The sequence below is a fragment of the Chryseobacterium sp. HNCC26DJ241 genome (assembly GCF_057180505.1).
The window spans coordinates 130,832-151,666 of the sequence record NZ_JBXUGL010000001.1 but is presented as its reverse complement, the minus strand read 5'-3'; the positions used below and the strand labels follow the sequence as shown (position 1 = coordinate 151,666).

26 protein-coding genes are annotated in these 20,835 nt (G+C 31.7%); 21 read left to right on the top strand and 5 right to left on the bottom strand.

The window, feature by feature from the left end:
• The first annotated feature begins 37 nt into the window (after positions 1-37).
• Together dnaX and AC2A1C_RS00715 are read left to right on the top strand one after the other, a co-directional pair.
• A complete protein-coding gene (gene dnaX / locus AC2A1C_RS00720) occupies positions 38-1,123 on the top strand; it encodes a DNA polymerase III subunit gamma/tau (protein WP_484022495.1) in 1,086 nt (361 codons plus the stop codon).
• Positions 1,124-1,158: 35 nt separating this feature from the next.
• The gene (locus tag AC2A1C_RS00715; RefSeq protein WP_484022493.1) at positions 1,159-1,728 is read left to right on the top strand and encodes a hypothetical protein; all 570 of its coding nucleotides are present in this window, start codon (positions 1,159-1,161) and stop codon (positions 1,726-1,728) included.
• A gap of 152 nt (positions 1,729-1,880) precedes the next feature.
• On the opposite strand, the gene AC2A1C_RS00710 is transcribed toward AC2A1C_RS00715, so the two are convergent.
• Positions 1,881-2,033 carry a hypothetical protein gene (locus AC2A1C_RS00710; protein WP_484022491.1) on the bottom strand — a complete coding sequence of 51 codons (153 nt, stop codon included), beginning with the start codon at positions 2,031-2,033 and terminating at the stop codon, positions 1,881-1,883.
• Between the two features lie 77 nt (positions 2,034-2,110).
• Between AC2A1C_RS00710 and AC2A1C_RS00705 the strand changes: the two genes are divergently transcribed.
• Complete coding sequence (locus AC2A1C_RS00705; protein ID WP_484022489.1) at positions 2,111-3,190, top strand: chorismate mutase; 1,080 nt, start codon at positions 2,111-2,113, stop codon at positions 3,188-3,190.
• An 87-nt stretch (positions 3,191-3,277) separates the two neighbouring features.
• Here AC2A1C_RS00705 and AC2A1C_RS00700 read toward each other — a convergent pair whose 3' ends face one another.
• Positions 3,278-4,201 carry a LysR family transcriptional regulator gene (locus AC2A1C_RS00700; RefSeq protein WP_484022487.1) on the bottom strand — a complete coding sequence of 308 codons (924 nt, stop codon included), beginning with the start codon at positions 4,199-4,201 and terminating at the stop codon, positions 3,278-3,280.
• Between the two features lie 331 nt (positions 4,202-4,532).
• Between AC2A1C_RS00700 and AC2A1C_RS00695 the strand changes: the two genes are divergently transcribed.
• The 11 genes from AC2A1C_RS00695 to AC2A1C_RS00645 all read left to right on the top strand — a co-directional run bounded on the left by AC2A1C_RS00695 (position 4,533) and on the right by AC2A1C_RS00645 (position 13,713).
• Positions 4,533-4,811: a hypothetical protein gene (locus tag AC2A1C_RS00695; RefSeq protein ID WP_484022485.1), complete on the top strand. Its 279-nt coding sequence runs from the start codon at positions 4,533-4,535 to the stop codon at positions 4,809-4,811.
• A 28-nt stretch (positions 4,812-4,839) separates the two neighbouring features.
• Complete coding sequence (locus tag AC2A1C_RS00690; protein WP_484022483.1) at positions 4,840-5,658, top strand: DUF6671 family protein; 819 nt, start codon at positions 4,840-4,842, stop codon at positions 5,656-5,658.
• A gap of 6 nt (positions 5,659-5,664) precedes the next feature.
• Complete coding sequence (locus tag AC2A1C_RS00685; RefSeq protein WP_484022481.1) at positions 5,665-6,621, top strand: L-threonylcarbamoyladenylate synthase; 957 nt, start codon at positions 5,665-5,667, stop codon at positions 6,619-6,621.
• A gap of 10 nt (positions 6,622-6,631) precedes the next feature.
• Positions 6,632-7,594 (top strand): sodium-dependent bicarbonate transport family permease, encoded by a 963-nt coding sequence (locus AC2A1C_RS00680; RefSeq protein ID WP_484022480.1) that lies wholly within the window; start codon positions 6,632-6,634, stop codon positions 7,592-7,594.
• A gap of 149 nt (positions 7,595-7,743) precedes the next feature.
• Positions 7,744-8,160 (top strand): VOC family protein, encoded by a 417-nt coding sequence (locus AC2A1C_RS00675; protein WP_484022478.1) that lies wholly within the window; start codon positions 7,744-7,746, stop codon positions 8,158-8,160.
• 195 nt (positions 8,161-8,355) lie between these two features.
• Entirely contained in the window at positions 8,356-9,282 is a 927-nt protein-coding gene (gene rsgA / locus AC2A1C_RS00670) for a ribosome small subunit-dependent GTPase A (RefSeq protein WP_484023146.1), read from the top strand.
• Positions 9,283-9,461: 179 nt separating this feature from the next.
• Positions 9,462-9,881 carry a nucleoside-diphosphate kinase gene (locus AC2A1C_RS00665; RefSeq protein ID WP_484022476.1) on the top strand — a complete coding sequence of 140 codons (420 nt, stop codon included), beginning with the start codon at positions 9,462-9,464 and terminating at the stop codon, positions 9,879-9,881.
• Positions 9,882-10,166: 285 nt separating this feature from the next.
• A complete protein-coding gene (locus AC2A1C_RS00660; protein WP_484022474.1) occupies positions 10,167-11,459 on the top strand; it encodes a pyridoxal phosphate-dependent aminotransferase in 1,293 nt (430 codons plus the stop codon).
• Positions 11,460-11,623: 164 nt separating this feature from the next.
• Positions 11,624-12,358, top strand: a complete 735-nt coding sequence (kdsB, locus tag AC2A1C_RS00655) for a 3-deoxy-manno-octulosonate cytidylyltransferase (protein WP_484022472.1) — start codon at positions 11,624-11,626, stop codon at positions 12,356-12,358.
• Positions 12,359-12,432: 74 nt separating this feature from the next.
• Complete coding sequence (locus AC2A1C_RS00650) at positions 12,433-13,095, top strand: histidine kinase (protein ID WP_484022470.1); 663 nt, start codon at positions 12,433-12,435, stop codon at positions 13,093-13,095.
• A 42-nt stretch (positions 13,096-13,137) separates the two neighbouring features.
• Positions 13,138-13,713, top strand: coding sequence for a glutathione peroxidase (locus tag AC2A1C_RS00645; protein WP_484022468.1), 576 nt, complete (start codon positions 13,138-13,140; stop codon positions 13,711-13,713).
• 55 nt (positions 13,714-13,768) lie between these two features.
• On the opposite strand, the gene AC2A1C_RS00640 is transcribed toward AC2A1C_RS00645, so the two are convergent.
• Positions 13,769-14,425: an NAD(P)H-binding protein gene (locus AC2A1C_RS00640; protein ID WP_484022466.1), complete on the bottom strand. Its 657-nt coding sequence runs from the start codon at positions 14,423-14,425 to the stop codon at positions 13,769-13,771.
• 104 nt (positions 14,426-14,529) lie between these two features.
• Between AC2A1C_RS00640 and AC2A1C_RS00635 the strand changes: the two genes are divergently transcribed.
• A complete protein-coding gene (locus AC2A1C_RS00635; protein WP_484022464.1) occupies positions 14,530-14,886 on the top strand; it encodes an MmcQ/YjbR family DNA-binding protein in 357 nt (118 codons plus the stop codon).
• A gap of 1 nt (position 14,887) precedes the next feature.
• On the opposite strand, the gene AC2A1C_RS00630 is transcribed toward AC2A1C_RS00635, so the two are convergent.
• Positions 14,888-15,814, bottom strand: coding sequence for a bifunctional riboflavin kinase/FAD synthetase (locus AC2A1C_RS00630; protein WP_484022462.1), 927 nt, complete (start codon positions 15,812-15,814; stop codon positions 14,888-14,890).
• Positions 15,815-15,884: 70 nt separating this feature from the next.
• Here AC2A1C_RS00630 and AC2A1C_RS00625 point away from each other — a divergent pair, with 70 nt between their 5' ends.
• Positions 15,885-16,652, top strand: coding sequence for a TIGR02757 family protein (locus tag AC2A1C_RS00625; protein WP_484022461.1), 768 nt, complete (start codon positions 15,885-15,887; stop codon positions 16,650-16,652).
• Here AC2A1C_RS00625 and rsmA read toward each other — a convergent pair.
• Positions 16,649-17,425, bottom strand: coding sequence for a 16S rRNA (adenine(1518)-N(6)/adenine(1519)-N(6))-dimethyltransferase RsmA (gene rsmA, locus AC2A1C_RS00620; RefSeq protein ID WP_484022459.1), 777 nt, complete (start codon positions 17,423-17,425; stop codon positions 16,649-16,651). The genes AC2A1C_RS00625 and rsmA overlap by 4 nt on opposite strands.
• Before the next feature lie 89 nt (positions 17,426-17,514).
• On the opposite strand from rsmA, the gene AC2A1C_RS00615 reads away from it, so the two are divergent.
• The 5 genes from AC2A1C_RS00615 (at position 17,515) to truB (ending at position 20,803) form a co-directional block, all read left to right on the top strand.
• Positions 17,515-18,414 (top strand): cell division protein FtsX, encoded by a 900-nt coding sequence (locus AC2A1C_RS00615; protein WP_484022457.1) that lies wholly within the window; start codon positions 17,515-17,517, stop codon positions 18,412-18,414.
• A 2-nt stretch (positions 18,415-18,416) separates the two neighbouring features.
• Positions 18,417-18,722 (top strand): DUF3098 domain-containing protein, encoded by a 306-nt coding sequence (locus AC2A1C_RS00610; RefSeq protein ID WP_484022455.1) that lies wholly within the window; start codon positions 18,417-18,419, stop codon positions 18,720-18,722.
• A 62-nt stretch (positions 18,723-18,784) separates the two neighbouring features.
• Positions 18,785-19,597 carry an undecaprenyl-diphosphate phosphatase gene (locus AC2A1C_RS00605; RefSeq protein ID WP_484022453.1) on the top strand — a complete coding sequence of 271 codons (813 nt, stop codon included), beginning with the start codon at positions 18,785-18,787 and terminating at the stop codon, positions 19,595-19,597.
• Between the two features lie 3 nt (positions 19,598-19,600).
• On the top strand, positions 19,601-20,104 hold the full coding sequence (locus AC2A1C_RS00600; protein WP_484022451.1) for a hypothetical protein: 504 nt from the start codon (positions 19,601-19,603) through the stop codon (positions 20,102-20,104).
• A gap of 3 nt (positions 20,105-20,107) precedes the next feature.
• Positions 20,108-20,803 carry a tRNA pseudouridine(55) synthase TruB gene (truB, locus tag AC2A1C_RS00595; RefSeq protein WP_484022449.1) on the top strand — a complete coding sequence of 232 codons (696 nt, stop codon included), beginning with the start codon at positions 20,108-20,110 and terminating at the stop codon, positions 20,801-20,803.
• Positions 20,804-20,835: the final 32 nt, after the last annotated feature.

Here is a 20,835-nt window from a genome sequence, read left to right as displayed (position 1 = left end):
TTTTTCTTTTTCCAAGAATAATCCCTATTTTTGACACATGGAAAACTTCATTGTATCTGCACGCAAATATCGTCCACAGGAATTTGATTCCGTTGTTGGGCAATCTCATGTTACGGATACTTTGGAACATGCCATTGAAAATAGTCAGCTTGCACAGGCATTGCTTTTCTGTGGACCGAGAGGTGTTGGAAAAACAACTTGCGCTAGAATTTTGGCGAGAAAAATTAATGAACAGGATGGTTCTACTTCAGAAGATGGTTTTGCATACAATATTTACGAATTGGATGCAGCTTCCAATAATTCCGTAGATGATATCCGTGAACTGATCGATCAGGTTCGTTTTGCTCCGCAAATTGGGAAGTATAAAGTATATATCATTGATGAGGTTCATATGCTTTCTACTGCGGCTTTCAATGCATTTTTAAAAACTTTGGAAGAACCACCTGCTCACGCAATTTTCATTTTGGCAACAACGGAAAAACATAAAATTATTCCGACTATTTTATCACGTTGTCAGATTTATGATTTCAAGAGAATCACAATTGAAGATATTCAGGATCATTTAAGAAAAATTGCAGAAAAGGAAAATGTGAAATATGAAGATGATGCGTTATATCTTGTTGCACAGAAAGCAGATGGTGCACTTCGTGATGCACTTTCCATTTTTGACAGACTTTCTACATTTTCCCAAAAAAACATTACACTGGCAAAAGCGGCGGAAGTTCTCAATATTTTAGATTACGATCAGTATCTGAGAATTGTGGATTTGGCTCACGAAAATAAAATTCCGGAAACACTGACGGTTTTTAATGAAATCGTAAAAAAAGGATTTGATTCACATATTTTCATTGCAGGTTTGGGAAATCATTTCCGTGATCTGATGATGGCACAAAATTCTTCAACTTTAGCTTTAATTGAAGTAGGAGAAAAAACAAAAGCCAAGTTTTCCGAACAAAGTCAGAAATGGACTGCTCAACAATTGATTGATGCCATTGAAATTTGCAATTACGCAGACATCAATTATAAAAATTCTAAAAATCCGAGACTTACGGTGGAAATCGCATTGATGCAACTGGCAAGTCTTACCGCAAACGGAACAGATTCTAAAAAAAAAAGTTCTTAATTCTATCGCCGCTCCTTAAAGAATTTTCTGAAAAATTGGTTGAAAAAAAACCAGAGAATTCTACTAAAGAGCTATCACAACCAAAGATCGAACAAAAAGAACCGGAGCTGAAAATTGAAAAATCAGCAATTCCGTTGCAAGCTCAGAAAACCGTTTCTAAATTCAGTATTCAGCAAACACTGAATAAAAAAGAGGAGAAAGAAGAAAATAAACTTCTTACGGAAAAAGAAGAAAATCTTCCAACCAATCACTTTACAGAAACCGATTTGCAAACAGAATGGAATAAATTTTTGGAAAGCATTAAGACGAAAGATATCATTTTGTATAGTGCAATCAATGGATTCAAATTTCACAAAAGAGATGAAAATACAATATATGTGAATTATCCTTCTGAATCGGCAAAGAAAGAATTTGAAAAAGTACAGGCAGAATTTTTCAACCATTTCAGGCATAAAGTCAATCATTTTAGAATTTCTGTAGAGTATCAAATGGATGTTACTCTTAAAAAAGAAGTACTTACCAAACGTAAAATTTTTGAAAAATTTGTAGAAATTAATCCATTGTTGAAAGATTTAGACGATCTAATGAAGTTTGATTTGTCATAATTTTTTCTATATTTGTCCATAGATTTTGTTGGTGGAAAGAAAAATTGAACTTTTTGCGAGCAATCTCTAAAATAAAATTGAGCTAAAAATTTTAAAAATTAAAAGTGCAAACATTAAAATTTCCATATCACCCGATTGTAAAAAATCTGTTTTCAGGTTTTGGAAATTATTATTTTAGCTTTTATTACAGAAATTTCAGAACCTATTACCGATTTTATTGGTTGAGCTAAACTGAATTTCTTTCTCAAAAAATAACGGAAAATAATTTTCAATTTTCCAGCCTCATTTAGAATTTTGAACGACATTTTTTGAAAAAGAATTATAAAGTAAAATTTATAATAGAATAGATATTGTACAAATTAAAAATAAAGTATTAGATAAAATGAACTTGAATGAACTAAAAAACGATTGGATCAAAGAATTCTCAGAACCACTCGTTATTGCAGGTCCTTGCAGCGCAGAAAGTGAAGCACAAATGCTAGAAACGGCAAAAAGAATAAAAGAATCCGGAGCTCCGGTTCCTGTTTTTCGTGCAGGAATTTGGAAACCAAGAACAAAACCAAATGGTTTTGAAGGAGTAGGAGTAATTGGTCTCAATTGGCTGAAAAAAGTAAAAGAAGAATATGGTTTTAAAACAGCGACAGAAGTTGCAAATGCTCATCATGTTTTTGCAGCATTGGAAGCCGATGTTGATATTTTATGGATTGGAGCTCGTTCTACTGTAAATCCTTTTACCGTTCAGGAAATTGCAGTTGCTTTAAGAGGAACAAACAAACCTGTTTTAGTGAAAAATCCTGTAAATCCTGATTTAGCACTTTGGATTGGGGCAATGGAAAGACTTTTGGGTCAAGGTATTGAAAATCTGGGAGCTATTCACAGAGGTTTTTCGTCTTACCAAAAAACAAAATATAGAAATACGCCAAATTGGCAGATTGCACTGGATTTTAAAAATCAGTTTCCCAATATTCCAATGGTTGTAGATCCTTCTCATATTTGTGGAAACAGAACAGGTTTAGCCGGAATTGCGCAGGAAGCGTTAAATGTTGGTTATGAAGGAATGATGATTGAAACACACAGCAATCCTGATGAAGCATGGAGTGACGCTTCCCAGCAAATTACTCCTGAAGTTTTGGCGGACTTGATTGCGAATTTAAAAATCAGAAATGCGGATGTTTCTGGCTATGAAGAAGATTTAGGAAAACACAGAACTTTGATTTCGGATATTGATTTTCAGTTGATCGAGCTTCTTTCTCAAAGAATGAAAATCGCAGAAAAAATAGGAACGATCAAAAAACAGAATAATATAGCGATTTTTCAACCGAATCGTTGGAAAGTAATTACCGAATATGCTTCTCAAAAAGCCTTTGAAACAGGAATGTCTCAGGAATTTATTGAAAAGGTTTTTAAAGCTATTCATGAAGAGAGTATTGAGGTTCAGAATAGTATTATGATCGAGAAATAATTTTGAATCATTTAAAAAGAACACACCCTTTCAGATTTTGAATTCTGAAAGGGTATTTTTTAAACAGCAAAAATGTTTTATTCTGTCCTAATAATCTTCATACCAGCTAAATTGTTCATGTACAATATTTGAATTTTCATTTTTTAAGTATTCTAAAAATGAAAGTGAAACAGGAGAATGTTTTTTATTTTTAAGCCAGATTAAACTCCAGGTAGTTTTAATAGGCAATCCTTTAACGGGAATAATTTGCAATTCATCATTGTGTAATTCGTTTTTAATTCCAATTAAAGGCATAATGGAATATCCTAATCCAGCTAATAATGCCTGCTTTACTGCTTCATTAGACGTTAATTCCATCTTTTTTAAGATCTGTATAGTATTACGTTCTATAAATTTTTCCATTATTTGCCTCGTTCCAGAGCCTTTTTCTCTAAAAATTAAAGGTAGGCTTTTAAATATTTCCTTTGCATTAATTGTTTTTTTTGATCCTGGTTTAGTTCTTCCTACCAAATACAATTTATTTTGAAGTAAATCAAGTTTTTCAATACTCAAGTTGTCGGGTAATAACGAAACTAATGCAAAATCCACTTCATTGTTTTCTAAGCTCTCCACTACTTTACTTTTATTAGTAACATCCATCAATAATTCGATTCCTGAATGTTTTTGGATGAAATTGGTAAGAAAATAAGGCATTACATATTTTCCCGTTGATACTACAGAAATCCTTAATCTACCTGCTAATTGTCCTTTGTATGCCAATGTTTTATAATTAATGGCATGAACTTGATGAAGAATGCTTTCCGCAGCTTCCGCAATTTCATGGCCGAAATCGGTGATATAAATTTTGCGTCCAATAACTTCCGTTAATGGAATATCAAACTGATCTTGAAAATTTTTTAATTGGATAGATACTGCTGGTTGAGTAAGATGTAATTCTTCAGAAGCCTTTGTAACGCTTTGGGTTTGTACTATTTTCAAAAAAATCTGTAGTTGATTCAATGTATAATTCATAAATTATTTTTATACTTAATATCACAAATATAAATAAAAATAAATGATTAAGATTTAGCATTTTTGCTATGTGAATTAAAATCTTAAAAAAATATGACAAGAATAACCCTTGCAACAGTAACAATGTTATTAAAGAAAACGAATTACTAAAAATGAAACAAAATGAATTTAATGACAATAAAAACTATTTTTTGCTTAGTACTAACAATTACTTTTTTGATAATGGCTTTTACAACAAATGACCCTATAAATAGCCAACTTTTTACAGCTTTAGGAATAATAACAGGAGTTTTTGTAAACAAATTTGCATCAAATTTTAAAATCGATAAAAATGGAGAATACTAAAAAACTAATTCTAATTGAAGGCGTCTTCACTCATGAAGATGCAAAGGAAATTTTAATGAATTTACTAAATTCTAAATTGAATTTTCATAAAATAAAAGACTGGAGTTCAAATGAGCGTTTTGGTAAAGATGATGAAATTGCGCAAAAAAGAATTCCAGAATTAAAAAAAGAAATCGAAAAATTGCAATCTACTCTATCAGAGGCAAAAACACATAATAAAAAACTTGTTGTAACATCTGAAATTAATATCACCTTATCTGATTAGTAACTTCGATATGTTCAAGGGAAGAAAATTGATTATAGCGACAAAGCATGAAAAGGAAAAAATTATTGCTCCTATTTTAGAAAAAGAATTGGGGGTTGAATGTATTATTGAAACTTCTTTAGATACCGATTTGCTAGGAACGTTTACTGGAGAAGTTGAACGCAAAGATAATCCTGTTACTACACTGCGCAATAAATGTCTGATGGCAATGGATAAATTTAATTTCGACTTGGCAGTAGCAAGTGAGGGTTCGTTTGGACAACATCCAACCATTTTTTTTGCAAATGCGGATGATGAATTACTAATGTTCATTGACAGTAAAAATAATCTTGAAATAATTGTAAGAGAATTAAGCATAGAAACAAATTTCAATGGTGCCGAAATCAAAACAGAAAAGCAATTAAAAGAATTCGCACAAAAAGTTTTATTTCCTTCTCATGCTTTGATTTTGCGAAACGAAAAAGAAAGCAATACCAAAATTGTAAAAGGGATAAATGATTGGAAAAAATTGTATATAGCATTTAATGAAATGATAAGTTCGTTTGGAACTGCTTACGTAGAAACTGATATGAGAGCGATGCACAATCCTACACGAATGAAAGTGATTGAAAAAGCAGCGATAAAATTGGTTGATAAAATAAATTCGCTTTGCCCGCAGTGTGGAACACCTGGATTTGGAATTACAGATACCAAACAAGGTTTGCCATGTGAACTGTGCAATTTTCCGACACGTAGCACACTTTCTTATGTATATATATGCAAAAATTGCCACTATGCAAAAGAGAAAAAATACCCTTATAATAAGTATGCAGAAGATCCTATGTACTGTGATATATGTAATCCTTAGTAAACAATGACAACAAAAAATATTGATAAAGCGATACAGACTTTGCTAAATGACGAATTAGTGGCAATACCTACGGAAACTGTTTATGGATTAGCAGCAAATGCATTTAGCGAGCAAGCAGTTAAAAAAATTTTTCATTTAAAAAAAAGGCCGCTATACAATCCCTTAATTATTCATATTAAATCGGCATCTTATCTCAACGAAATCGCCCAAAATATTCCTGAAATCGCCTTTAAGTTGGCGGATAAATTTTGGTCTGGTCCACTAACTTTATTGTTAGAAAAAAAACCACATATTTCGGATTTAATTACAGCCGGAAAAAGAACGGTAGCAGTACGAGTACCTGATCATCCTCTTACACTGGAGCTTTTACAGAATCTTACATTTCCTCTGGTTGCTCCGAGTGCAAATCCTTTTGGCTCCATTAGTCCAACATGTGCAGAACATGTTTTCAATTATTTTGGTGATTCACTCAAAGTGATTTTAGATGGCGGTCAATGTGTAAAAGGTGTAGAATCTACTATCATTGGGTTTGAAAATGGACATCCCATTCTTTTTAGGCATGGTGCAATTTCTGTAGAAGAGATAGAAAAAATTACGGGAACATTAACGATTGTAACTAGTAATGATCAATCTCCCAACGCTCCGGGTATGCTTTCAAGACATTATGCTCCAAATACAAGTACATACTTAACAGATGATGTTTCAAAATCTTTAAATTCATTTGAAGGAAAAAAAATCGGCTTGTTACTTTTTAACAATCGAATTGAAAACGAAAACGTAGTTCATCAAGAGATATTGAGTAGATCTGCCAATATGGAGGAAGCAGCCAAAAATTTATATGCTTTTTTACATTGCTTAGATAGTAAAAATCTTGATATAATTATAGTAGAAAGACTTCCTGATAGAGGTTTAGGAAAAACCATTAATGATAAGCTAGAAAGAGCAACAAAAACGCAATAATAAAAATATTATGAATTTTAGTTTACTTATTGATAATCTTACAAACCCAGCGTTGCTGTTTTTTGTACTCGGAATTGTTGCGGTTTATTTAAAAAGTGATTTGGAAATACCTCCAAATTCGTCAAAGTTTATCTCGTTATACCTCTTGTTTGCTATTGGCTTCAAAGGTGGGCAAGAATTATCTCATGAATCATTGACAACCGAAATCGGATTTTCAATGCTGTTTGGAATATTGATTTCATTAACCATTCCGTTTTACACATTCTTTATTCTAAAAAGAAAACTGAATGTTTTTGATGCGGGTGCAGTAGCGGCGGCTTATGGTTCAGTAAGTGCCGTTACTTTCGTTACCGGAGTAAATTTTTTGGAATCACAACAATTACATTTACACGGTCATATGGTTGCTATTATGGCTTTAATGGAATCTCCTGCAATTATTGTTGGTCTTTTATTAGTTTCGATTTATAATCAGGACGAAAATGAAAAAATAAAAAAACGAACTGCAATCAAGCATTCTTTTACAAATGGAAGTGTATTACTTATTCTTGGAAGTTTAATCATAGGCTATCTGGCAAATGCCAAACAAGCGGAAGGAATAAAACCATTTACAAACGACCTTTTTAAAGGATTTCTGGCTATTTTTTTACTTGATATGGGGATAACTAGTGGCAAAAAGTTAAAAGCCTTTTTTTCATTCGGATGGTTCCCGATTATTTTTGCTATACTAATTCCTCTTATTAATGGTTGTGTCATTGCTCTTTTAAGTTCTATGGTAACGCAAGACTTAAGTAGTCGTTTTATGTTTTCAGTTTTGGCGGCAAGTGCTTCTTATATTGCCGTTCCTGCTGCTATGAAAATTTCGGTTCCTCAGTCAAATCCAGGACTTTTATTGCCTATGGCTCTTGCAGTAACTTTCCCTGTAAATATAACAATAGGGATGCCCATCTATTTTCTGATTGCACAAAATACATGATCTTGAGTTAATATCAATATTTTTTCTTCACAAAAAAATAAATTTGTAAATTTTATTTATTTTTGATCTTACATTCTCTGAGAGCCACAAAGTGGAGATTTAACAAAGGATATGATGAGATCCTATTAAAAAATAAAAAGGAGTAGAAGATGAAACAAGTATTTATCAATTTGCCAGTAAAAAATGTAGATGCATCCATGAAGTTTTACCAGCAAATGGGATTTACGGTTAACCCTTTATTTACATTCGATGATCAAAAATATATGGTTTGGTGTGACCAAATATTTGTGATGTTACAGTCGTATGAAATGTTTAAATATGGCAACAAAAAAAGTATTCCGAATCCTAAAGAAAATGCAATTACAACTTTTACGCTTTCGGTAGAAAGTCTTGATAAAGTGAATGAAATTATTGAAAATGCTTTGAAAGCTGGCGGTGTAGAAAATACACTGATGTTGGATGAAGGATATATGCAAATAAGAAATATTGAAAATCTTGATGGACATATTTGGAGTATATTATATTTGAATATCGACAAGTTTAAAAAAATGACAGGTAAACAATAAGAAAAACTAATAAATCAGTTTCAAAATATTGATTATCAGTTAAATATTCCAAGATTTTTCAAATACTCATTCTTTTATTTTAAATATATACTATTTATATTTTCAATCTTATATCTTTCATCTCAATTCTAATGTCTATAAAATGATGTCTTTATTTTTTTTGAATTAAATTTGCAGAAATTCAATATTGTACATTTGAAAGGACTTATTACAAAATCAACAGGAAGCTGGTATCAGGTTTTAGATCTTGATGACAAAAAAGTTTTTGAGGCAAGAATTCGGGGGAAATTCAAACTTTTGAAAAACCGATTAACCAATCCGATTGCTGTAGGAGATTTTGTAGAATTTCAGTTGGAACAAGATGATATTGCGTGGATTACGAAGATTGAACCTCGGAAAAACTACCTTATCCGAAAATCCGTAAATCTTTCCAAGGAATCTCATATTATTGCTTCCAATATAGATATTGCATGTTTTATTTACACCCTGCGTTTTCCGGAAACTTCTCTTGGTTTTTTGGATCGTTTTTTAGCTTGCTGTGAAGCTTATACTATTCAGCCTTTGATTTTATTTAACAAAATGGATGTTTTGGGTGAAGAGGATAAAGAAATTGTTCAGAATATTAAAGAAATTTATGACAAAATAGGTTATGAAACTTTGGAGATTTCTTCTTATTCTAAATTGAATCTTCAAATTTTGGAGGAAAAAATTAGGAATAAAACATCCGTCTTTTTTGGACATTCAGGAAGCGGAAAATCCACTTTGGTAAATGCTTTACAGCCCGGATTGAATTTAAAAACTTCAGAGATTTCTGAAGTTCATTTAAAAGGAAAGCATACTACAACCTTTGCACAAATGTATTTTTGGGATTTTGGCGGAAGTGTAATTGATACTCCCGGAGTTCGGGAATTTGCGATGATTGATGTCGAAAAAGAGGAAATTCAGCATTATTTTCCCGAAATCTTTGAAAAAGGAAGAGAATGCAAATTTCATAATTGTCTTCATATTAATGAACCAAAATGTGCAGTCCTTGAAAGTGTAGAACAAGACGAAATAGAAGAATCCCGATACAGTACTTATCTTAAAATCATGGATGAAGCGGAAGAAAATTCTGCAAAATAAAAAACCCGGCAATTAAGCCGGGTAAAAACTAATAACCATGAAAACTCAAATTAAACATGAGAATCGAAAAAAGATAAGCAACAAGTGTGCCAAAAATTTCCGATTAAATTCTCATTTAGAATTTTCAAAGACAAATATAAAAACTTTTCTTACTTTTGTGCAACTAAATTTTAAAAAATATGTCAGGAAATTTAACATTTACAATGATCAAACCCGATGCAGTGGAAGACGGGCACATTGGAGCGATTTTAGGAAAAATTGCAGAAGCAGGATTTAAGTTCAAAGCACTAAAACTTACTCAGCTTACTTTAGATGATGCAAAAAAATTCTATGAAATCCATAGTGAAAGACCATTTTATGGAGAATTGGTAGAATTTATGAGCAGAGGTCCTATTGTAGCAGCGGTTTTGGAAAAAGAAAATGCTGTAGAAGATTTCAGAACTTTAATCGGTGCTACCAATCCTGAAAATGCTGCTGAAGGTACTATCAGAAAAATGTATGCAAGAAGTGTAGGAGAAAACGCAGTTCACGGTTCTGATTCTGATGAAAATGCTTTGATAGAAGCAAAATTCCATTTTTCAGGAAGAGAAATTTTCTAATAAAATAATCTCATATATAAGATATTCAGGAATCTTTTCCTGAATATTTTTTTGTTCTTGATTCAAAAAAAATCATTATAAAAGTTGCATTTATTTTAATTTTGCCTAAATTTGTGAATAAGCGAAAAGCATTAAATTTTTAGAATAATAAAATGATTGTTATTTTGTAGATTGATATTTTTTGCATTAAATAGTATTAACATAAATGTTTTAAAAAATAATATTCTCAATAATTAATGATTAATTTTTGGGAATTTTTTTTAAAAATTTCTTGAATTTACCATTATGACTAATGAATTTAGCACTTCGATAAATAATAAAAAAACTAAAGTTTCCAAACTGGCTTCTCACCTGATAGGATCTGAAATTGTGAAGATAGGAAATGAAGTGAATGATCTGAAAGCAAAAGGAGCTGAAATTGCCAATCTTACCATTGGAGATTTGAATTCTACTATTTATCCCATTCCTGCACTTCTAAAAGAAGAAATCCAGAAAGCCTATCAGAATAATCTTACCAATTATCCACCTGCAAATGGTTTGCTTTCGCTTAGAAAAGCAGTTTCCATAGATTTGAAAAACAGATGGAATCTGAATTATTCGCCCAATGATATTTTAATAACTGCCGGTTCCAGACCGCTGATTTATGCGGTTTATAAAACTATTGTAGATGAAGGAGATAAAGTGATTTATCCAATTCCTTCATGGAATAATAATCATTACGCTTATCTTACTTCTGCTGATGCAACCGAAGTGAAAACAACAGCGGAAAATAATTTTCTTCCTACTGCAGAAGATCTAAAACCACATTTGAAAGATGCCGTTTTGATTTGCCTTTGCTCACCTCTGAATCCTACCGGAACGATGTTCACCAAAGAACAGCTTTCGGAAATTTGTGAAATGATTCTTGAAGAAAATTCAAAAAGAAATGAAGATGAAAAGGCTCTTTATCTAATGTATGACCAGATTTATTCAAATCTGACTTTTGGTGAAGAACATGTAGATCCGGTTTCACTTTATCCGGAAATGAAGGACTTTACTATTTATATTGATGGAATTTCAAAATGTTTAGCTGCGACAGGAGTTCGTGTTGGTTGGGGTTTTGGTCCGGATCATATTATTGATAAAATGAAGGCGCTTCTTACGCACGTTGGAGCTTGGGCTCCAAAACCGGAGCAAGAGGCTACCGCTAAGTTTTTTGAAAATTCTGGAAATGTAGACTCTTTTGTAGAAAATTTCAAAAATAAATTGGAAGCAAGCCTTAAAGTTCTTCATGAAGGAATTCAGGATCTAAAATCCAAAGGTCTTTCCGTAGAAAGTATTGAACCAATGGGCGCTTTGTATTTAACGATAAAATTAGATTATATTGGAAAAACAAAACCGGACGGAGAAAAAATTGAAAACTCTTCGGATTTGGTTTTTTATCTGATTAATGAAGGTGGAGTAGCATTGGTTCCTTTTTCTGCTTTTGGTGACGAAAAAACGGAACCTTGGTTTCGCGCTTCTGTTGGTGGACTTTCATTAGAAGAAATTCAAACCATGCTTCCGAAATTGGAAAATGCTTTAAGCCGATTAAAATAAGTATGAGTTATGAATTAATTTTCAGATTTATTTTTTGAAATTTTAATAATACTTCTTACTGTTTTTTAAAATTTTTGAAGTAGGATTTCTAATTTCAAATTCTTTCTCGAAAAGTAGTTATTCATTCATCAATTATCAATTATCAATTATCATTCATAACTATAATGAAAATCATCGCCGTTATTCCTGCTCGTTACGAAGCCAGCCGTTTTTCTGGAAAATTGATGCAGATTTTGGGAGGTAAAACCGTGATTTCCACAACGTATCAAAATGTAGTGGAAACGAGGTTGTTTGATAATGTTTTTGTAGCTACAGATTCCGAAATTATTTTTGATGAAATACAAAAAATTGGAGGAAATGCAATAATGACAACACAGCATGAAACAGGAAGTGATCGAATTGCAGAAGCGGTTCGTAATATTGAATGCGACATTGTGGTAAATGTTCAGGGTGATGAACCTTTTCTGAAAACAGAACCTTTAAGACAACTCATTTCTGTTTTTAATGAAGATTCGGAAGAAAAAATTTCCCTTGCTTCTCTAAAAATAAAACTGAAGGACGAGGCAGAAATTTCAAACCCAAATAATGTAAAAGTAATTACCGATAAAGATAATTTTGCTTTGTATTTCAGTCGTTCCGTAATTCCTTATCCGCGCGAAAAATCCGAAACATTAGAATATTTCAAGCATATCGGCGTTTATGCTTTTAGGAAAGCAGCTCTTTTAAATTTTTCAAAACTTCCGATGAAGCCTTTGGAAATTGCTGAAAAAATAGAATGCATCCGCTATTTGGAATACGGAATGAAAATCAAAATGGTGGAAACGGATTTTGTAGGAGTGGGTATTGATGTCCCTGAAGATTTGGAAAAAGCCAAAGAAATTCTGAAAAATCAATCATAAAATTTTGTTAAGAATGTTCGGTATTTTTTAATGTTCGAATCAAAAAAATTATATTTGAATCCAATTTTTATTTAATGAAACGACTCTTTTTTATCATAGCTTTATTCTTTTCTATTTTTTTATTTTCACAAACTGCGAAAGAAATTATAGATCAGAATATTGAAAATTCCGGAGGTCTTACAAACTGGAAACTTCTGAATTCCGTAATTTTAAGTGGCAAAGTTACATTAGGTGTTAATGAAGAATATCCAATAAAGATTTGCCAACAGAGACCTAATCTTACCAAAACTTCAATCATTATAAATAAAAAAGAAACTGTAATTGAAGGATATGACGGGAAAAAAGGATATGCCATGAATTACGCTGCTAATAAACTTCAGGAATATCCCAATTATGTAGCGGAAAGTTTTGATAATGATTTTATTGATTGGGAAAGCAAAGGTTTTGAAGCTAAATATTTGGGAAAAGAAAAAGTAGGGGATATCTATTGTCACAAGGTAGAACTTACCAAAAATGTGAATAAGAATCTCTATTTTTTTGATACCAAAAATTATATGCTCATTAAAGAAATCAAAAAAGATGAAACTCTTTTGTATGCTGATTATAAAAAAGTGGGAAATCTTATGTTTCCTTTTCACATAGAAAGTTCTTCCCCTAAAAAAGATAGTGATTATGTTATTCTTTTAAATAAAATCGAAACCAATAAAGCTCTTCCTGCCAATACTTTTAAATTTTAAAAGAAAATTAAATTGTAAATTTGAATATAAAATTAGATCGTAATGAGAAAAATATTCATCTTGATGCTTTCATTTGTCGCAATGATACAAAGTTGTGCACAGAAAAAATCTGAAGTATCCAAAGCAAAAACCAAAGAACTTATGGGAAAAACAATCTATGACTATAAAGTAGAAAGTCTTATTGGTGGCGAAATCAATTTTGCCGATTTCAAAGGAAAAAAAATACTGATTGTGAATACGGCATCAGAATGTGGTTTTACACCGCAATATGCAGATTTAGAAGAATTATACGAAAAATATAAGGATAAACTCGTGATTATTGGTTTTCCGGCTAATAATTTTGGAGCACAAGAACCGGGAACTAATGCTGAAATTGGTGCATTTTGCCAGAAAAATTACGGAGTTTCTTTTCCGATGGCCGCAAAGGTTTCCGTGAAAGGTGATGATACAGCTCCGATTTTTAAATTTCTTACCGAGAAAGAATTGAACGGTGTAAAAAACTCCGATATTCTCTGGAATTTTACAAAATTTTTAGTAGATGAAAACGGCAAACTTATCGACAGTTTTGTGAGTTCTACAAGACCCACAGATGAAGCCATCACAAAATATTTGAAATAAAATATATAAACATTTGTAGGAATGCGCCAAAAAGGCGCATTCATTTTATGTATCACTAATCTTTCCCTTTCTCAGCAAAACTAAAAATACATCCTAATTTTATTTTAGAATAGCCGTTCGATTTTATTTTTGCAGAATTCACCATTGCTTGTGCAAGAATATCAGTAGGTAAAGGTTTTTGACTTTCCAGTAAGCCCAATTTATTGGCAAATTTTATAATTTTTCCACCCAGAACTTCTCCATTTCTTTCAGAATCTTTTCTTTCCAACATTCCCGGATTGAAAATCGTGATCTTACTGAAATGAAGATCTTTTACTGCCTGTTCTAATTCTCCTTTCATTCTGGAATAGAAAATTTTAGACTTAGGATTAGCTCCATAAGCGGAAACTAAGATATAATCTTCCACGTCATTTTCTTTTGCTGCTTTTGCAAAATTATACTGGTAATCAAAATCCACTTTTCGCTGTGCTTCTTTGCTTCCGGCATCTTTCAGTGTTGTTCCAAGGCAGGAAAAAGCAACATCTCCTTTTACAAGATTTTTCCATTGTTCAGGTTTTTCAAAATCAATGATGTGAGATTTTAATTTTTCATTTTCAATACTTAGAGGTCTGCGAACAAAAGCATGAATTTCTTCAAAATCTTTATCCTGAAGCAATCGATTGACTAAATCTTTTCCTGTAGCGCCAGTTGCACCAATTACTAAAGCCTTCATGCTGTGTTTTGATTTTTTTAAATTGAAATTTATGAATTTTGTAGAATAAATTTACAAATTTTTAATTAATATTGGTTCTATTATTCAATATAAAATAGTACAAGATGGAAGTAGAAGAAATCCGTGAATATTGTTTACAAAAAAGGGGAGTAACCGAAAGTTTTCCTTTCGATAATGAAACTTTGGTTTTTAAAGTAGGAGGAAAAATATTTTTGATCATCCCACTGGAAAATCGACCTGCTACTTTTGCAGCAAAAGCAAATCCGGAATGGAGCGAAGAATTACGAGAAAAGCACCATCAAATAAAAGGAGCGTATCACATGAATAAAACACATTGGAATTCCGTTATCTGCGAAGGTTTGAAAAAAGATTTGATCTTAAAATTAATTGATCATTCTTATGAACTGATTTTTAAATCTCTTACCAAGAAACTTAAAGAAGAAATATTAAATTCAGAATAAATTATTGATAAAATTTTTCGGTCAGTCTTTTATCTTCATCCAATCGTTCGATCAATTTTTCCAAACCGTCGAATTGTATTTCATTATGAAGAAAATCCCTTAGCTTTACAGTAATTTCTTCTCCATAAATATCCTCGTCAAAATCCAGAATATATACTTCTGTATGCACAGATTTTCCATTGGCATCAATAGTAGGATTGGTTCCGATACTCAACATTCCTTTATATTGCTGATTTTTCACAAAAACATCTACAATATAAGCTCCTTTTTTAGGAAGAAGTTTGATATTTTCGGTATCGATATTTGCAGTTGGATATCCAATAGTTCTTCCTATTTTTTTTCCATGAATTACCTTTCCGGAAAGAGGATAAAAATAGCCTAACATTTCATTGGCTTCCAAAATTTTTCCTTCAGATAGAGCATTTCGGATTTTTGTGGAAGAAATATTTTTGTCGTGAATATTTACGGCTTCCATACGTTCTACTTCAAAACCAAGTTGTGGAGCTAATTTTTCCAAGAGTTCAAAATTTCCGCTTTTATTTTTCCCGAAAACATGATCGTAGCCTACCATTAGATATTTTACATTTAACTTTTCTACTAGAATTTGCCTTACAAATTCTTCTCCTGTAAGATTTCTAAATTCTTCATCGAAATTTTTTAAAAATAAATTCTGAACTCCATACTTTTCTAAAAGTTCTGTCTTTTCTTTTAAAGTATTCAGCAATTTTAGATCATCATTAGGATTGAAAACCAATCTTGGATGCGGCCAGAAAGTAAGGATGGAAGATTCAAGATTTTTTTCTGTGGAGGTTTTGTTTAGCTCATCAATAATGGATTTGTGTCCGATATGAACTCCGTCAAACATTCCTAAAGATAATGCCAACGGTTTTTTTGGTGTATAATCTGAAAACTCTTTATAAATATTCATAAAGTACAAAAATACGGGATTTCAAAATTTTATTGAAATAAGCCTCGATATTTTTGAATATTTTTGTGAAATGAATGAACAGGAACTAAAAGATTTTCTGAATCAAAAAGCAGACGAATACAATCATACTTTCTTTATTGAAGATGATCCGATTCGGATTCCGCATCGTTTTTCTCTGAAACAGGATATTGAAATTTCGGGATTTTTGACGGCAACAATTTCTTGGGGAAACCGAAAATCCATCATCAAAAGTGCATCAAAAATGATGGATATTCTTGGAAATTCTCCGTATGATTTTGTGATGAATTTTAAAGAAAATGATTTGAATTCAATTGAAAATAAAGCAATTCACAGAACTTTTAATTCCGACGATTTTGTATTTTTTCTTCAAAATCTGAAAAGAATCTATCAGCAAAATGACAGCCTTGAAAATTTATTTTTGTTAAAAGAAGATGAGACCAACTTTTATCATGCTCTTGAACGTTTCCGAAAAACTTTTTTAGAGTTTGACGAAATCCATAGAGCAAAAAAGCACATTAGTTCTCCATACAAAAATTCTTCAGCAAAACGATTAATGATGTTTTTACGATGGATGATTCGTGAAGACAACCGCAAAGTAGACTTTGGAATTTGGAAAAATATTGACCAGAAATATTTGTCTGTTCCTTTGGATGTTCATACCGGAAATATTTCGCGAAAACTAAACCTGATTTCCAGAAAGCAAAACGACTGGAAAACAGTGGAAGAAATGGATTTAGTTTTACGAAAATTTGACGAAAATGATCCTGCAAAATATGATTTTGCACTTTTCGGATTGGGAGTTTCCAAAGATTTTTAGGACGGGGAGTTTTCCTTCCAAATTTTGGTAAAATAAATAAAATCTTCCACCGAAAGCTCTTCCGCTCGTTTATCTAAAAAAGGATGGGTTTTCAGGTTTTCAGGAATATTCAAAACTTTGAGAGCATTTGAAAGTTTTTTCCGCCTTTGGTTGAATCCCGCTTTTACAATTTTTTTGAACAATTCTTCGTTTCCTATTAATCCTTCCTTTACATTTCGAATCAATCTAATAACACCTGATTTTACTTTTGGAGGAGGATTAAAAACATTTTCCGAAACCGTAAAAAGATATTCCACATCATAATACGCCTGAATAAGAACGGAGAGAATTCCGTAATCTTTATTACGTGGCAAAGCGGCTGTTCTTTCAGCTACTTCTTTTTGAAACATTCCGCACATTTCAGGAATTTTTTCAAAATGATCTACTATTTTGAAAAGAATCTGAGACGAAATATTATATGGAAAATTTCCGATAACAGCCACAGATTCCTTAAAAAAGGCATCAATGTCCAGCTTCAGAAAATCCCCAACAAAATGAGTGTCATTTAGTTTTGGATAATTTATTTTCAAATAATCAATAGATTCCTGATCAATCTCGGCAAGAAAAAGATCCTGATTTTTTTCTAATAGATATTTGGTAAGCACACCAGTTCCCGGTCCTACTTCAAGGATTTTTTCATAGCCATGAAAGCCTAAACTTTCCACAATTTTTCGGGCAATATTTTCATCTTTCAGAAAGTGTTGCCCAAGATGTTTTTTTGCTTTTACAGTCAAGATTATTTATGATTTTATTAACACTGATTTTTATAGAATCTCCGCAAATTTCGGAAGATTTTTTCTATTTTAGCCAAAAATTTTTCTTGATGGCTAAAACTGTAGATGATTTTAACAAAAGAAGATTACGTTCCAGCAACATTACCGTAACTATTAGTATTGCTTTGGTTTTGTTTTTGGTAGGACTTTTCGGACTTATTTTGATTAATGCCCAAAAATATTCAGATTATATAAAAGAACAACTTGTTGTAAATGCTTTTTTTGATGAAAACTACGATATAAAGGATTCTGCAAAAATTGATAAAATAGAAAAAGAAGCATTATCACAAATCGAAAAAATGCCGTTTGTGAAAAAAGCTACTTATATTTCAAGAGAAATGGCAACTGAAGAAGCTAAAAAAAGTTTAGGAATAGATGGAGAGGCACTTTTTGAAGCCAATATTTTCCCTTCTTCTGTAGAAGTTTCCTTAAAGCCTGAATATGTAGCTCCTGACAAAATAGATGGTGTAATTAAGCAGCTTGGAACCGTAGCAGGAATTAAAGAAGTGAAAAATAATTCTTCTTTTACAGCCGATATTTTTAATAACCTTGAAAGAATTCTAAAATGGATTTTTGGGTTTTCAATATTATTTTTAATTTTAGCTATTGTGTTGATTAATAACTCGATACGTCTAAAAATATTTTCAAAACGTTTTATCATCAAAACCATGCAGCTTGTGGGTGCAAAGAGAAGATTTATTCTTAAACCTTTCATTATAGAAGCTGTTGTTTTAGGAATTATAGGTGCATTTGTGGGACTTTTAGCTTTATTCGGAGTTTGGTATTACTTCACAAAAGAAATCGGGACAGATTTTGTTCAGGATTCTAATCAGTATATTTTTCTTATTCTTGGAGTTGTACTCCTCGGAATTCTGATTACTGTTCTAAGCACGATTTTTGCGACCTGGAGATTCCTGAGATCAAACGTTGATGATCTTTATTATTCTTAATCATGGCAAAGAAAAAACAACAATTTTCCTCGGATCAGTTTGGAAAAAACGATCCTAACGTTCCTGTTGAAAGTACGTATTATTTTGGAAAAGAAAATTTTAAATGGATGCTGATCGGATTGGCACTAATTGTAGCAGGATTTCTTCTGATGATGGGGAATGGAGCCAATACAAGACCAGACGGAACTTTTGATCCCAATTATTGGAACGACGGTATTTTTTCTGTACTGAGAATCCGAATCGCACCATTTCTTGTGATTGCAGGATTTGCAGTGGAAGCATTTGCTATACTTAAAAGGAACAAATAGAAAATTTATAAAAATATAATTTACACTTTGTCAGAGTTATTTGGCAAAGTTTTTTTAAAATAATGGATTTAATAAAAGCAATTATTATCGCAATTGTAGAGGGGCTTACAGAATATTTACCTGTTTCATCTACAGCACACATGATTTTTACAAGCTCTATTTTTGGAATTCAGGAAGATGAATTTGTAAAAATGTTTCAGGTTTCCATACAATTTGGGGCTATTTTGGCGGTGGTATTTCTATATTGGAAAAAATTCTTTGATTTTAAAAATCTTAATTTCTATCTGAAATTGGCAGCTGCTGTAATACCTGCTTTAGTATTGGGAAAACTTTTTGATGATAAGATAGAAGCAATTCTTGGAGATCCTATTCCTATTGCATTTGTATTAATTTTGGGAGGGATTGTTTTACTCTTTATTGATAAAATTTTCACGATTCATACCATTGAAGACGAAAAGGAAATTTCCTTTAAAACAGCCATCACAATTGGTTTTTGGCAATGTCTTGCTATGATGCCCGGAACGAGCAGAAGTGCCGCTTCCATTATTGGCGGAATGCAACAAAAACTCACACGAAAAGCGGCCGCAGAATTTTCCTTTTTTCTTGCAGTTCCTACTATGTTGGCGGTAACTGCGTATTCTATATTTTTAAAAGATTGGAATCACAACGGAATAGAACAAAAAGGATATGAACTTCTATTGCAAGGTAATAATCTGGTATTATTTTTAGTTGGAAATGCAGTGGCTTTTGTAGTGGCTGTTCTTGCAATTAAATTTTTTATTGGAGTTTTAATGAAATATGGCTTCAAACCTTGGGGTTGGTACAGAATTGTTGTTGGGATTGCTTTGTTGATTTACTTTACCGTTTTTAAATAAGAAATGAAAAAAATATTTTTTATTTTGCCTTTTCTTTTAGTCTCTTGTTCGCCTCTTTATACATTAAATATTCAAAATAATACTCAAAATTCTGTTGAAATATATGTGGAGTTAAAAGACAGAAAATTTGCTGAAAATTATAGAAAAATATTCGAAAAGAGAACTATGTACAAATATAATAAGTTCAATAATATTGATGAATTTTCTCTAGATTTGATGAGGTTCTATTTCCCTAAAAATAAAGTTTCTCAAAAAAAATATAATTTCACATCGAACTTGGAATATAATTTTGTATTGGAATCAAACTTAATCACAAATATAGATCCTAATAATAGTATTTCTATTTATCCATTTGAAAAAGTATATTACATTCAAAATGGGCAAAAGTGTTTTGTAGTTCCTTTGAAGAAAAATGATAGCTGTAATTTCAATATATATCATAAAGAAGTATTGAAAAAAGATCAAACTCCCAAAAAAATTGCTGATTTTATTGAGATAAAAAATTAATATATGACTCTCGAAGAAATACAATCCGGACAAATTCTATTGGTGGATAAACCATTGGATTGGACATCATTTCAGGCTGTAAATAAAATAAAATACAAACTTAAAAGAGAGTTCAAACTTAGAAAAATAAAAGTAGGACATGCCGGAACTTTAGATCCGAAAGCAACCGGACTTCTCATTGTGTGTACCGGAAAGGCAACCAAAAAAATTCAGGAAATTCAAGATGCTCCAAAGGAATATTTTACCGAAATAAAAATCGGTGCGCAAACGGAAAGCTATGACACTGAAAAGCCGGAAATTTTGCATCAGAATTGCTCACATATTTCGGAAGAAATTATTTATAAAGCATTAGAAAAATTTTTAGGCGAAATAGAACAAAAACCTCCTGTTTTTTCAGCAATAAAAATTGATGGAGAACGTGCTTATAATTTAGCAAGAGCAGGAGAAGAAGTAGAAATGAAATCCCGAAAAACGACTATTTTTTATATCAATGATATAAAACTAAATTTTCCTTTTATTAGTTTTACAGTTGGTTGTTCCAAAGGAACTTATATCCGTAGTCTGGCTCATGATATTGGTCAGGAACTGGGAGTTGGTGCCTATCTTACACAATTGCGAAGAACTAAAATAGGAGAGTACCGAATAGAAAATGCTTCGGAGAAATATCTCACGAATGAATTCAATTTTCTGGAATTTTAAAACTATTTGTCATTAAATTCCCATAAATATAG

Coding starts and splice junctions, on each gene's coding strand:
- dnaX (WP_484022495.1), top strand. CDS start 38: ATGGAAAACTTCATTGTATCTGCACGCAAATATCGTCCACAGGAATTT.
- AC2A1C_RS00710 (WP_484022491.1), bottom strand. CDS start 2,033: ATGTCGTTCAAAATTCTAAATGAGGCTGGAAAATTGAAAATTATTTTC.
- AC2A1C_RS00705 (WP_484022489.1), top strand. CDS start 2,111: ATGAACTTGAATGAACTAAAAAACGATTGGATCAAAGAATTCTCAGAA.
- AC2A1C_RS00700 (WP_484022487.1), bottom strand. CDS start 4,201: ATGAATTATACATTGAATCAACTACAGATTTTTTTGAAAATAGTACAA.
- AC2A1C_RS00695 (WP_484022485.1), top strand. CDS start 4,533: ATGGAGAATACTAAAAAACTAATTCTAATTGAAGGCGTCTTCACTCAT.
- AC2A1C_RS00685 (WP_484022481.1), top strand. CDS start 5,665: ATGACAACAAAAAATATTGATAAAGCGATACAGACTTTGCTAAATGAC.
- AC2A1C_RS00680 (WP_484022480.1), top strand. CDS start 6,632: ATGAATTTTAGTTTACTTATTGATAATCTTACAAACCCAGCGTTGCTG.
- AC2A1C_RS00675 (WP_484022478.1), top strand. CDS start 7,744: ATGAAACAAGTATTTATCAATTTGCCAGTAAAAAATGTAGATGCATCC.
- AC2A1C_RS00665 (WP_484022476.1), top strand. CDS start 9,462: ATGTCAGGAAATTTAACATTTACAATGATCAAACCCGATGCAGTGGAA.
- AC2A1C_RS00660 (WP_484022474.1), top strand. CDS start 10,167: ATGACTAATGAATTTAGCACTTCGATAAATAATAAAAAAACTAAAGTT.
- kdsB (WP_484022472.1), top strand. CDS start 11,624: ATGAAAATCATCGCCGTTATTCCTGCTCGTTACGAAGCCAGCCGTTTT.
- AC2A1C_RS00650 (WP_484022470.1), top strand. CDS start 12,433: ATGAAACGACTCTTTTTTATCATAGCTTTATTCTTTTCTATTTTTTTA.
- AC2A1C_RS00645 (WP_484022468.1), top strand. CDS start 13,138: ATGAGAAAAATATTCATCTTGATGCTTTCATTTGTCGCAATGATACAA.
- AC2A1C_RS00640 (WP_484022466.1), bottom strand. CDS start 14,425: ATGAAGGCTTTAGTAATTGGTGCAACTGGCGCTACAGGAAAAGATTTA.
- AC2A1C_RS00635 (WP_484022464.1), top strand. CDS start 14,530: ATGGAAGTAGAAGAAATCCGTGAATATTGTTTACAAAAAAGGGGAGTA.
- AC2A1C_RS00630 (WP_484022462.1), bottom strand. CDS start 15,814: ATGAATATTTATAAAGAGTTTTCAGATTATACACCAAAAAAACCGTTG.
- AC2A1C_RS00625 (WP_484022461.1), top strand. CDS start 15,885: ATGAATGAACAGGAACTAAAAGATTTTCTGAATCAAAAAGCAGACGAA.
- AC2A1C_RS00615 (WP_484022457.1), top strand. CDS start 17,515: ATGGCTAAAACTGTAGATGATTTTAACAAAAGAAGATTACGTTCCAGC.
- AC2A1C_RS00610 (WP_484022455.1), top strand. CDS start 18,417: ATGGCAAAGAAAAAACAACAATTTTCCTCGGATCAGTTTGGAAAAAAC.
- AC2A1C_RS00605 (WP_484022453.1), top strand. CDS start 18,785: ATGGATTTAATAAAAGCAATTATTATCGCAATTGTAGAGGGGCTTACA.
- AC2A1C_RS00600 (WP_484022451.1), top strand. CDS start 19,601: ATGAAAAAAATATTTTTTATTTTGCCTTTTCTTTTAGTCTCTTGTTCG.
- truB (WP_484022449.1), top strand. CDS start 20,108: ATGACTCTCGAAGAAATACAATCCGGACAAATTCTATTGGTGGATAAA.